Here is a 13204-nt window from a genome sequence, read left to right on the forward strand (position 1 = left end):
TCACTAAATAGAATTTTCTTACCCAAAAACCATTACTGCTACATACCACATAATTTACTCAGTCAATGATTGATTAAAATTAATCAATCAATTGAATATCGGAAATTTGTCTAATCTAACGCCAAAGATATTTAAAACAAAATCGTATAATAGTTTAGTCAATAAATGCTAGCTTTACCCAGTAGAACTGGGAACTTCGCATTTTTGCTGAGTATACTATATATCTTGTATCTTGAGAAAGTTTGACAACTAAGCACTTATCTAAAAATTCTGAGTTTTCAGTCTTGAGTTTAGACTTATACAATACTTATATAGATTTGGACACTGCTACTTTGTCAACAGTACGTAAAAATTATTTTGGCTAGAATAGCTCAAACAAGTTTTACAAAGAGTCTTTTTTCTGCAAGTTGTGAGGGGTAAAGACCTCTACTCTGAATACCACAAACAATCTACGACCTGTACACGGAACTTTGGCTAATGACACCGGATACGCTAATGACCCCGGAAAAAATTTTCCTGGATGGAAAAACTTTTATTCCTGCTGAACAATTACCTATCCCGGAGTGGCCTTGTGTTGTGAGTGAAAGACCACAACCGACACTGACGGTTAAAGATGATGATTTATTTTTCGTGACAGATACTATCGGGAATATTTCTGGCTGTTCCCTCAGTGAGGGTAATCCCAGCATGGGGCTGTTTTGCTGTGATACGAGATTTCTCAATCGCTTAGAGTTGCAAATTGAAGGGCGATCGCCTGTACTTCTCAGTAGTACTGCCGGAAAAGGGTTTTCACTCTCGGTTTTGTGTACTAACCCCAGAATTGACGAACGCCTAAAAGCCGAAACTATCGGGATTCGGCGAGAAATAGTACTCAATGGCGCTCTATTTGAAGAAATAGAAGTATCTAACTACAGCACAACAACTGTCAATTTTGAACTAAGTATCAGCTTCGATGCAGATTTTGTTGATTTATTTGAAGTCCGGGGTTATGACAGAAAAAAACGCGGTAGGCTTTTACGTCTACTAGAACCCACGACTGAAGAAGGAATCGTCGATGGCGTTTCACCAGTAACTAAAGACCCATCAACTTTTAGGGAAGAATCCTTAACACTTGCCTATCAAGGTTTGGATGGTTCGGTGATGGAATCTCGGATTTTATTCCAGCATCGTCAACCAGACTCTTTCAAAGGCTACACTGCGGTTTGGCAGCTAGAGTTGGCTTCTCACGAAACCCAAAAGCTGGGTTATCGGGTGAATATGTTGAAAAACAACCAATCTAGTTCAACCGTAAGCGCCGCCATCACTTTAGGACAGGCGAAAGCTGCTGAGTTGATGGAGGAGCAACACTGGGTACAGCAAATTACTCGCATTAGCTCAGATAAAAGCACTTTCAATCGAGTGATTGAGCGGGCCGAGCAAGATATGTATTTGTTGCGCCAGTCTTTTGGAAAGCATAAGACAGTTTCGGCTGGAGTACCGTGGTTTTCTACACTATTTGGGCGGGATTCGCTGATTACAGCTTCCCAAACCCTAATGTTAAACTCGCAAATCGCTAAAGAAACCCTAATATTACTGGCGACATACCAAGGCAAAATCGACGACGAATGGCGCGAAGAAGAACCGGGTAAGATTTTGCACGAGTTACGTTTGGGAGAAATGGCTCGTTGTCAAGAAATTCCTCACACGCCATACTACGGTACAGTTGATGCGACTCCCCTGTGGCTAATGCTGTATGCCGAACATTATGCTTGGACTCACGACCAAGAACTCCTAGAGTTACTTTGGCCAAATGCTTTAGCAGCAATGGACTGGATCGATCGCAATACCAAACAAACCAGTTACCTCAGCTACTTCCGTAAATCTAAACGCGGTCTTGCTAACCAAGGTTGGAAAGACTCTGGCGACTGCATTGTCAACCATAAGGGAGAATTAGCTAACGGCCCAATTGCCCTTTGTGAGGTGCAAGCTTATGTCTATGCTGCAAAAATGCGCCTAGCAGAAATAGCGAAGATGAAAAAGCGCCTTGATTTGGCAGATCGTTGGCTAGAAGAGGCTAGAAGTCTCAAGCTTCGTTTTAATCGAGATTTTTGGGTAGAAGACCAGGATTTCTGCGCCTTGGCTTTAGATGGAGATGGTAAACCTGTAGACAGTATTACCTCAAACCCTGGTCATTGTCTGCATTTGGGTCTTTTCACCCACGAAAGAGCCTACAGTGTAGCAGAACGGTTGCGGGCACCAGATATGTTTAATGGTTGGGGCATTCGTACCCTGAGTAGTTTATCACCCGCTTACAATCCAATGGGTTATCACATTGGTTCGGTTTGGCCCCATGATAACGCTCTGATCGCAATGGGATTACGATCGCTGGGTCTAATCGATCAAGCCTTAGAACTTTTCCAAGGTTTATTCGATATGACCAGTCAGCAGCCTTATGAACGTCCTCCAGAACTCTTCTGCGGCTATGAACGGAACGGTGATAATGCCCCTGTGCAGTATCCAGTTGCTTGCACTCCCCAAGCTTGGGCGACTGGTAGTATCTTCCAACTGCTGCAAATGATGGTCAACTTGGTGCCTGATGCTCAAAATAACTGCTTGCGAATAATCGACCCCGCTTTGCCAGAATCGATTAATCGCCTGTCATTTCACAATTTGCGAGTCGGCCCCACCATTCTCGATTTAGAATTCGAGCGTTCTGGTACAACTACTGCTTGTCGCGTTGCGAAAAAACGGGGCAATTTGCGGGTAGTTATTGAAGCATAGAGCGAGTAGGGAGTGGTAAACGATCTACTCCCTATTTTATGATTGGTGCGTAGGTGTAGCCCGTGGTAGACATCGCTCGTTGAACTTCACATTTATCTTGGCTATTTCGATAAACTGAGAAACCGTTCTAATTGCCGTTAAAATACTGCCCAATAAGCTTTAGCATCACCCACAGTATTGGCAATACGGTTTGGTTAAGATCCCCCCGTCTGCGGCGACCCCCTTTTTAATGGGAGTTGGGCAGGGTGGATTAATTGTGCGGAGAGAAAATTTGTAATCCCCGTAACCTCGTCAGCCTGCTAACAGGGGAACTGGATTTATGAACGCAAGAATGAGGGTTTTAATTTTTCTCTCTAGACAATTAATCCACCCTGCTTTTTAATGGGAGTTGGGGGGATCTTCAAAAGATTAAAATGTTAACCGAACCGTATTGATAGTATAAGGAAAGTAAATCAGTTATAGATTTTCTTGGATAGGTTTTATTGATTTAGATTGAACAACTCGTTGGGGTCGATTGAGAAACTTTAACTGTTCAAACCAAAGCAGAGCGATCGCTCCACCCCCTAAACAAATTGCTAGGTCGATGGGATGTAAAAAAGAAAAGCTAAACAATTGACGCAAGAACGGAACATACAGCACGAACGCCAGAAAAACCAGTCCCCCACCAACCACCCACCAGAGAGCATTATTGGGAGATTTCAGGATTTTTAGACTGAGGCGAGATGAAGAACTTTCACTCAAAATTAGGAATAAATTTGCCAAAATCAACGTCGTAAACGTTAAGGCACGAGCATCAAGTTCACCTTGTCGGCGATATAGCGCCACCACAAAGATGGCGAGAGTAATTACCAAAATTCCCACCCCTTGTAGCACTGCCAAACCCAAAGTTTTCCTGCCAAATAAGGGTTCTTTGGGGTTGCGGGGAGGACGCTGCATCACCGTTGCTTCTGCGGGTTCGGCTTCTAAAACGATGGAGCAAGCTGGATCAATAATCAAATGGAGAAAGGCAACGTGAACGGGAAGCAAGACTAATGGCAACTTAAACAACACCGGAATCAAAGACATGCCAGCGATCGGAATGTGAATCGCTAGCAGATATGCCATTGCTTTGCGGAGATTATCAAAAATTCGCCGTCCCAGTTTCACCGCTTGCACAATGGACGAAAAATCATCATCCAATAACACTAACGCCGCCGACTCACGGGCAACATCTGTGCCTCGCTGTCCCATCGCAATCCCGATTTGGGCAGATTTGAGAGCCGGAGCATCATTCACTCCATCCCCAGTCATGGCAACGACTTCACCCTTGGCTTTCAAAGCATTAACTAAGCGCAATTTTTGTTCGGGAACGGCTCGTGCAAAGATATTCGTACTTTGAATACGTTGTTCGAGTTCAGCGTCACTCATCAGATCCAATTCCGCTCCCGTCAGAATAGCTCCCATTTGCATCAATCCAATCTGACGAGCAATAGTTTGAGCCGTTCCGGGATAATCACCCGTAATCATCACCACTCGAATACCTGCGGTATAACATTCTTGAATTGCCACCGCAACATTTGGACGCACTGGATCAGACAGTCCTACCAATCCGAGAAATTGAAAAGGAAAGTCATGTTGCTCATCGGGTAAATGATCGGGATTGAGGGACGGATGAGGCGGTAAAAATGGCGGTGGCGCATCAACAAGAGAGGCTTTGGCAACGCCTAACACACGCAAGCCTTGATTGGCCATTTCACTGATTTGGGCTGCCATAATTCTCTGCTGTTCGGGCGTGAAATGACAGAGATCCGCGATCGCTTCCGGCGCTCCTTTCGCTGCAATTTCATACTGCTTACCATCGGCGGACTGCCAAACGTGAGACATTGCCAATAGATGGGGTGAGAGGGGATATTCTCGTAACAGTATCCAATCGTCATGCAGATGTTCCGTATGTGCGAGATAGCGATCGCCCAATTCCTTAAACGCTTTCTCCATTGGATCAAAAGGATCTCTTTGGCTCGCCAGAATGCAAAACTCGACTAATTTATGAACTGTTTCGGGGAGCGACTCTCGTGAATGTAATTCTAAATTATATGGGTGAGAGTTTTCTGCATGGTTGTATGCAAATAGCTGTTGTACTGCCATCTGATTCAGGGTCAGCGTCCCGGTTTTATCCACACACAGAACGGTTGTCGAACCCAAGGTTTCCACGGCGGAAGCGCGACGAGCTAAGACGTGTTTCTGAGAAATTCGCCATGCTCCCAATGCTAAGAAAATCGTCACGACAACCGGAAATTCGTTTGGCAAAATTGCCATCGCTAGGGTAATACCTGCGAGAAATCCTTTGAGCCAATCTCCTCGCGTCAGTCCATAAATGACAACAATCGCCACACACAACAATAAAGCGATGCCAAATAAACGGCTTACCAACCGAGTCATTTCTTGTTGTAGCGGAGTCGGTTCCGGCTTCACTTTTTGCAAAGCGTTGCCAATCTTACCCATCTCTGTTTGAGCGCCCACTGCTTGGACTTGAGCAATTCCCTGTCCCTGAACTACCAAGGTTCCAGAATATACAAAGGGCAACTCATCTCCCCCCGGACGCGCCATTTCCACGGTACCGGCGGCAGCAACTTTGCGAACAGGTAGGGATTCCCCAGTGAGTAACGACTCATCAGTTGAGAGATTTATACAGGAGAGTATGATTGCATCAGCAGGCACGCGATCGCCTTCTGCTAGCACTAAGATATCTTCTCGAACGACTTCTCGCCCCGCAATCCGTTTTTGCTGTCCATCCCGAATTACCAAGGCGCGAGGACTGGAGAGATCGCGCAAGGCTTCTAGGGCGTGTTCGGTTTTACCTTCCTGGTAAAGGCTGATTCCTGTGATGAAGAAGACGAAACCCAGCAAAATCAGGGCTTCTTGTAAGTCGCCTAAAATCCAATAAATGATCCCGCCGCCGACCAGCAAGAGAAAGATCGGATCTTGAACGGTTTCCCAAGCGAAGGATAAAATACTGCGAGAGCGAGCCGAGGAAAGTTCATTGTAGCCATCCTGTTTGAGCCGAGCGATCGCTTCAAGCTCAGATAACCCAGCCACGGAATTCAGATCGATGGTCGAAACCATAATTCTGCTTTTTCCTACGAGACATAAAAAACAGATCAATCCACTTGATGTTAAATGCCAAATTTGAGGAAGTCGTGAGATAACATAAACGGTGCAAAAGTTATGGTTAGCCCATCATAATTTTTGACCAAATCAGTCAGAGAGATAGCCGATTTTTTTGAGGTTAAAACTTCCGTAAATACTTTTGTTGGGTCTTTGGGCTTTTTTTTGCTTTTGATTACAATTTATTAATTCACGCAGTAAATTAAACGGTAGTAGTAGGTTGGCGCAATTAAAGCTAACTGGAAAGGGCTGTCATTTGTCCTTTGTCATTAGTCATTAGTAAGGACTTTAGGACTATTTACGTTTCGTAACATAATTGGGTTTATTTATACGAACTAACTTAGTAGATAAGCAAGGTTATCTATTTAGGATTAAAAAAATTGGATACTGACATCTATGCCTCAAGTCATCCCTTCATTTTGGAGTCTGCCTGCTGAACAGGTATTAGATCAGCTTAAGAGTAGCCACCAGGGTTTAAGTCGCCAAGAGGCGCAGCAACGGCTCACTCAATATGGTGCAAACAGTCTGAAGCAAAAGCGACAGTCATCCACACTACTCCTGTTGCTGAACCAGTTTAAGAGTCCGATTATTTTGATTTTAATGGCAGCTGCTATTCTCTCCAGTTTTCTTGGAGATGTCATTGATACTATTATTATTCTGACGATTGTACTAATTAGTGGACTATTAGGATTTTGGCAAGAGCGAGGTGCTAGAGATGCCGTAACGAAGCTACTGGCTTTAGTGCAAGTAAAAGCCACAGTTTTGAGAGATGGTCAATCTCAAGAAATCTCTAATGAGGAGGTGGTTCCAGGTGACATTGTGTTGCTTGCTGCTGGCGATAGTATCCCTGGTGACTGTCTGATTTTAGAGTCGAAGGATCTGTCAGTGAATGAAGCAGCACTGACGGGAGAAACCTATCCTGCTGACAAACTAAGTGGCGTATTGCCGAACGAAGTCGGACTCAGCCAGCGAACAAACACCCTTTATATGGGTACTAACGCAATCAGTGGTACAGCGAAAGCGGTTGTGGTGCAGACCGGAAAGCAGACTGAATTTGGCAAGGTATCAGAACGCCTGAAACTCAGACCGCCCGAAACCGAATTTGAAAGGGGACTGGGCAAGTTTGGCTATTTTCTCATGGAAGTGACGTTGATTTTGGTTGTTCTAATTTTTGTCGCCAACGTCTACTTGCAACGCCCTGTTCTACAATCTTTTCTATTCTCCCTAGCGCTTGCAGTCGGTCTGACTCCTCAATTGTTGCCTGCGATCGTTAGCGTTAACTTGGCTCGCGGCGCTAAACAAATGGCGAAAAAGCAGGTGATTGTGAAACGACTGTCCGCAATTGAAAATTTTGGCAGCATGAACGTGTTTTGTACAGATAAAACAGGCACGCTAACGGAAGGGGAAGTGAAAATTCACGCTGCGGTTGATGTGGAGGGGAAAGAGAGCGTTGGCGGAGCCTCTCTACGAGACGCTGCGCGAACGCCGCAGGCGACTCGCGTTTTGCTTTACGCCTATTTGAATGCTGCGTCTGAATCAGGTTATGTAAATCCTATCGATGCCGCAATTCGTCAGCACAAGCAATTTGACATTTCTGCTTATCAGAAACTAGATGAAGTACCTTATGATTTCAACCGTAAACGCCTCAGCATTCTGTTGAAGAAAGATAATAAGAATCTGATTGTCAGCAAAGGTGCGCTAAAGGCAATTCTTGATGTTTGCTCAACCGTCGAAACTGGTGACGGAAAGACAATTGATATTGCTATACAGCAGGACAAGATTCAACAACGGGCAGAGGAACTTGGTAGTGAAGGGTTTCGGGTCTTAGGGGTGGCTTACCGCAACTGCGATCGCAATTCCTTCACCAAAGACGATGAAACAAACATGACGTTTTTGGGTTATCTTGCTCTTTTCGATCCACCAAAAGCAGATATTGCTGATACACTCAAAGATTTGGGACTACTTGGAGTTACCACAAAAATGATCACGGGCGATAGTCGAGCGGTTGCCATCAGTATCATTGAACAAGTGGGATTACCAAAACCAAAGGTTTTAACTGGTGGCGAATTGCAAGAGCTTTCTGATGAAGCCCTAATGCATCGTGTTGGCAAAATAAATGTCTTTGCTGAGGTTGAGCCAAATCAAAAAGAGCGGATCATCATTGCGCTGAAAAAAACTGGAAATGTAGTCGGTTATCTTGGTGATGGCATTAACGATGCCTCAGCGCTTCATGCTGCCGATGTGGGTATTTCTGTTGAGAGTGCGGTTGACGTAGCCAAAGAAGCCGCAGACATCGTGTTGATGCAAAAAGACCTAAATGTTTTGGTCGAAGGCGTGAAAGAAGGACGGGTAACGTTTGCCAATACGCTCAAATACGTGTTTATGGCAACAAGTGCTAATTTCGGCAATATGTTTAGCATGGCAGGTATTTCTCTGGTTCTACCCTTCTTACCCTTGCTACCCAGCCAAATTTTGCTCACAAACCTGTTGACTGATTTCCCAGAAATGACGATCGCAACCGATCGCGTAGACCGGGAAATGGTCAACAAACCACGACGGATGAACATCACATTTATCCGTAACTTTATGGTGGTGTTTGGGCTGCTGAGTTCAGTCTTTGATTATCTCACCTTTGCAGCACTCCTATTGCTGCTGCACGCTAACTCAGCGCAATTTAGAACTGGTTGGTTTATGGAATCAGTGATTTCTGCATCTATGATTGTGCTGGTAATTCGGACACGGCAATCTATCCTCACGAGCAAGCCAGGAAAGTACTTATTGACGGCAACGATTGCGATCGCTATTGTCACCCTCCTGATTCCTTATACTCCAGTTGCAGGTTTACTAGGGTTCCAACCTTTACCCATTGAATTCCTTTTAGTGCTGGCAGCAATTGTGGGACTTTATATCATCTGTGCAGAAAACGTTAAACGGATTTTTTATCAACACGTCCAGTCTTAACCAAAGAAAGCGTAGCTGTGGCAAAATCAGCCTATCTGCTTGAGTAGATATAGCCTAGACAATAATTGTCAATCGAAAAATAAAAAACGAGCGCGGAGGGATTTGAACCCCCGACCCACAGAACCGGAATCTGTTGCTCTATCCACTGAGCTACGCGCCCTTAATCTCACCCATTATAGCACGTCTATGATAAAGTTCTCAGCCTAGAAAAACTTGGTTTATTAAGTTTAGGGACTTCTAAGAAATAAATTATCCAAATAAACGAACCACAGAGACACAGAGAACACAGAGGAATAAAAAGGAGAGAGTTTTTTGAGTATTTCTTTATTTGGAAGTCCCTAGGTTCACAGATAATTAGCTGGGTTTACTGGTGTACCATTCCGACGGACTTCAAAGTGGAGGTGGGGCCCAGTTGAGAAACCTGTGGAACCCACAGCACCGATCGCTTGTCCGCGTTCAACGGCTTGTCCTTCAGAAACATACAACTCGCTGGTATGTCCGTATAGTGTAGTCATACCATTACCGTGGTCAATAATTAACGCTCTGCCATAACCACCATACCACCCAGCAAAAATCACTCTGCCTGAATCGGCTGCCCGAATTTTACTACCATAGCTAGCGGCAAAATCTAACCCGGCATGAAAGCGACGATAGCCAAGGATGGGGTGTACCCGCCAGCCGAAGGGACTACTAGTAGAAGCGTCGCTAGGATATGCCATTACACCGGTTCCTCGAATGATCGCAGTCCGGCTGTTGGTTTTTGTTTGCGCCTGTTCTGTTGCTCTGGCTTCTGCTACCTTTTGTTGAATTAAGACTTCCAGATTTTTTGATTCCCTCTCTAGCTGGTTTTGCGCTGCTTCCAAGGCTAGGCGATCGCTATTGAGGCGTTGAATCAATTCTGATTGTGACTCCGCCTGAGTTTGATAACCGGCTTTTTGTGCCAGTAATTGCTCACGAATCAAGGCAATTTCGTTTTTTTGTTGTTCTATGCCCGTTTTTTGTTGATTTATCAGGTTTGCTTGGGCGTTGAGTTTCACCAAAATTTGCTCGTCTGCCTGATACACTAATTTCAACTGATGACGACGACTGATAAAATCACTGATATTTTCACTTTGGAGCAAAACTGCCCAGCCAACAGATGCAGGCGATCGCTGGAGATAACGCAATCGTGCTACTGTTGCTATTTGCCGCTCCTCGTAGGAACGTTGTGCTACAGCTAAATCAGTTTCCAACTGCTGGAGGCGTTGGGTGGCAAGTTGTAATCGAGATTCGCTCTCTTGAATGTAGCTATCTGTAGTTTGCAGATTTTGCTTTAAACCAGTGAGGTGTTTTTGGGCCTCTTGTTGGAGATTTTTTAAGCGATCGCGATCGTTAACCACACTCTGACGCTGCTGGTTCATTTGTTGCTGCTTTTGTCGCAGAGTATCAATAGACTGTGTGGAAGTTGCGTGTACTGGAATTAATGACAAACAAATCCACAAAATACAGCAAAATACAAGGGATAAACAGCCAAAAATCAGATTTTTACCTAGAAATCGCGCTCTCATAGCGTGAAGCCCAACTAAAACAATGCTTTCAAACACTATGAGGATTATTCCCAAAATTTGATTCACCCACTCCATGTATCAAATTGATCTGCCAAGTTGTAACACAAAGATTCTTGCTATGTCAGCATTGAACAGGTACACAAGGAGGGAGGTATGGATGAAGACGCGCAAAGCAATTCTCTTAATTACTTTGGTTTTTCCTGGGTTGGCGGTGGTGGGAGTATCGCTTTATTGGTTTAACCTGGATTATGCAGCACTGATCAAAGCTGAAAACTATGTGACTAACCTAGTAGAAGTCGGAAAAGTTAATGATAGGCAGTTAAAGTATGCTTACCATCGCACCTACATTCATCGCATCAATGTATTTGCTGATGGGACTTGGGGATTACTGGGAGGAGTAATCACAGCGCTAGGGATACATGGATTAGTCACGGTTAGGGATTGTCCAAGAAATGAATTAACCACAGAGGCGCAGAGAACGCAGAGTGAGGAGAGATAGAGAAGATTTTGGCGTTAGTTTTGAGATATTTTTTGATTGGGAAGTCGTTTAGAGATAATTGTGTGAAATCTGTTAAAGTTTCAATTAACCTAAAACTTATAACTTAGCACGGGCTAAATACCCCGCGATCGCTAACAGGACTTAGGGCTGATGCAGAACAGGCAAGAGAAAATTTCGCAAGTAATAGTGACTGCTGGGCAGATGCGCGATATTGAAGATCGGATCTTTGCAGCAGGAATGCCTGTAGTCGCTTTAATGGAAAAGGTGGCGGGATTAATTGCCCGTCGGATTCAAGAGATCCCCCCAACCCCTCTTCAAAAGCAGGGCTATGTTGCTTCAAACACTTTATTAAAAAAGGGAGGATCTCGTGTCGGAATTCTTGTCGGCCCTGGTCATAATGGTGGGGATGCTTTAGTAGTAGCCCGTGAATTACACTTTCGTGGGTATGAGGTTTGGATTTATTCTCCTTTCTCTAAGTTTAAGGAATTAACTTCGCAGCACTTGCAGTATGCTCAAAGTTTGGGCATTCCAATTTATCAAACAATTGAGCAACTGCCAGATTCTGATTTGTTGATTGATGGCTTGTTTGGGTTTGGTTTAGAAAGAAACCTGACTGATCCTATTGCCTCTGCAATTAATCAGCTAAATGAATTGTCTGTGCCGATTTATAGCATCGATTTACCTTCAGGTTTACACACCGATACTGGCGTTGTATTAGGAACTGCCATTCGCGCCACTCACACTTTTTGCTTGGGTTTATGGAAGCTAGCTTTCTTCCAAGATCGGGCGCTAGAATATGTTGGCAAAGCTGAGTTAATCGATTTTGATATTCCTTTAGCTGATGTAGAAGCTGTTCTCAAAGATGCACCCAGCATCAAACGTATTACACCAGCAACGGCACTCGCTACTTTACCCTTACCTCGCCCATCAGTTACCCACAAATATAAAGAAGGACATTTACTCCTGATTTGCGGTTCGCGGCGCTATGCTGGTGGAGCAATTTTAACTGGTTTAGGTGCTAGGGCTAGTGGTGTGGGGATGCTTTCTATTGCCGTACCCGAATCACTAAAATCTCTTTTGGTGTCGCACTTGCCAGAAGCGCTAATTATCGGTTGTCCAGAGACGGAAAGTGGAGCGATCGCTCAATTACAATTACCAGAAAAAACCGATCTGACTTCCTTTAATGCGATCGCTTGTGGCCCCGGTTTAACACGAGATGCTGCTCCCATTGTGCAAGAGGTGATAGAAAGCGAACGCCCTTTGATTCTCGATGCCGATGGTTTAAATATTTTGGCACAAATGGGAGCGATCGCCACTTTAAAAAAACGTCTTGCTATAACCGTACTCACACCCCATACTGGCGAATTCCAGCGATTGTTTCCTGATGTCGCCGATGCTAAACATGACACAGTGAAAGCAGTACAAGAAGCAGCAGCGCAAAGTGGGGCGGTGGTATTGTTGAAAGGGGCGAGAACTGCGATCGCAAACCCTCAAGGTGGCATTTGGATGATTACTGAAAGCACACCCGCTCTGGCACGTGGAGGTAGTGGCGACGTATTAACTGGGCTACTAGGTGGATTGTTGGCACAAGCCGCAACTAAACAGATTTCTGTAGAAGATATTGTGGCAACTGCCGCTTGGTGGCATTCACAAGCTGGGATTTTAGCAGCCCAAGAGCGGACTGAATTGGGTGTAGATGCCTTTACATTGACACAATATTTACTAAAAGTTCTCAGTTTAGTTACAATACCTTAGCCAAAATAAGATGTTGGGATAAGGCAACAGGCAATAGGCAATAGGCAAATATGGTTTTCGAGTACACTAACGCATTTGTCACTATAGGATCGGTTAATTTTGATAAATTAGTAGATTTTTATACTAAACTTCTGGAGCAAAAAGCAGTTATTTTGATTCCGAATGTCTATGCTGAGTTTAATTTGGTTGGTATGCGATTAGGTATTTTTAAACCCAAGAAGACAAACGAATCGGAATTTGAAGCGATGTCTAACGACAGCTCACTTTGTGTCTACGCCAAAAATAAGATAAGTTTGTGTTTAGAAGTGAGTAACTTAGAAGATGCGATCGCTCACCTAACAGCTTTAGGTTATCCTCCACCAGGAAATATTTCCACTGCTTCTCACGGCAGAGAAATTTATGCCTATGACCCTGATGGTAATCGTCTGATTTTACATCAAGCTGCTACTACAGAGAGTCATTAGTCATTGGTTTTGGACAAACAAATGACTAATGACAAATGACAAATAACAAAGGACAAATAACAAAGGACAAATAA

The 13204-nt window shown here is 44.2% G+C and carries 7 protein-coding genes and 1 tRNA gene; 5 read left to right on the top strand and 3 right to left on the bottom strand.

What is annotated here, in order from left to right; translation table 11 throughout:
• Nucleotides 1-477 precede the first annotated feature (477 nt).
• Nucleotides 478-2760 (top strand): amylo-alpha-1,6-glucosidase, encoded by a 2283-nt coding sequence (locus tag GJB62_RS10975; protein WP_114081532.1) that lies wholly within the window; start codon nucleotides 478-480, stop codon nucleotides 2758-2760.
• 456 nt (nucleotides 2761-3216) lie between these two features.
• Here GJB62_RS10975 and GJB62_RS10980 read toward each other — a convergent pair whose 3' ends face one another.
• On the bottom strand, nucleotides 3217-5862 hold the full coding sequence (locus GJB62_RS10980; protein ID WP_114081533.1) for a cation-translocating P-type ATPase: 2646 nt from the start codon (nucleotides 5860-5862) through the stop codon (nucleotides 3217-3219).
• A gap of 438 nt (nucleotides 5863-6300) precedes the next feature.
• Between GJB62_RS10980 and mgtA the strand changes: the two genes are divergently transcribed.
• Entirely contained in the window at nucleotides 6301-8865 is a 2565-nt protein-coding gene (gene mgtA, locus GJB62_RS10985) for a magnesium-translocating P-type ATPase (protein ID WP_114081534.1), read from the top strand.
• 87 nt (nucleotides 8866-8952) lie between these two features.
• Here the strand turns inward: mgtA and GJB62_RS10990 are convergent.
• Nucleotides 8953-9025 (bottom strand) — tRNA-Arg (locus tag GJB62_RS10990).
• Nucleotides 9026-9209: 184 nt separating this feature from the next.
• Complete coding sequence (locus GJB62_RS10995; protein ID WP_114081612.1) at nucleotides 9210-10412, bottom strand: M23 family metallopeptidase; 1203 nt, start codon at nucleotides 10410-10412, stop codon at nucleotides 9210-9212.
• 157 nt (nucleotides 10413-10569) lie between these two features.
• Between GJB62_RS10995 and GJB62_RS11000 the strand changes: the two genes are divergently transcribed.
• The 3 genes from GJB62_RS11000 to GJB62_RS11010 all read left to right on the top strand — a co-directional run bounded on the left by GJB62_RS11000 (nucleotide 10570) and on the right by GJB62_RS11010 (nucleotide 13130).
• Nucleotides 10570-10911: a hypothetical protein gene (locus tag GJB62_RS11000; protein WP_114081535.1), complete on the top strand. Its 342-nt coding sequence runs from the start codon at nucleotides 10570-10572 to the stop codon at nucleotides 10909-10911.
• Between the two features lie 150 nt (nucleotides 10912-11061).
• The gene (locus GJB62_RS11005) at nucleotides 11062-12666 is read left to right on the top strand and encodes an NAD(P)H-hydrate dehydratase (protein ID WP_114081536.1); all 1605 of its coding nucleotides are present in this window, start codon (nucleotides 11062-11064) and stop codon (nucleotides 12664-12666) included.
• 50 nt (nucleotides 12667-12716) lie between these two features.
• Nucleotides 12717-13130 carry a VOC family protein gene (locus GJB62_RS11010; protein WP_114081537.1) on the top strand — a complete coding sequence of 138 codons (414 nt, stop codon included), beginning with the start codon at nucleotides 12717-12719 and terminating at the stop codon, nucleotides 13128-13130.
• Nucleotides 13131-13204: the final 74 nt, after the last annotated feature.

Origin of the sequence: Nostoc sp. ATCC 53789, assembly GCF_009873495.1 — a bacterium.
Taxonomy (GTDB): domain Bacteria; phylum Cyanobacteriota; class Cyanobacteriia; order Cyanobacteriales; family Nostocaceae; genus Nostoc; species Nostoc muscorum_A.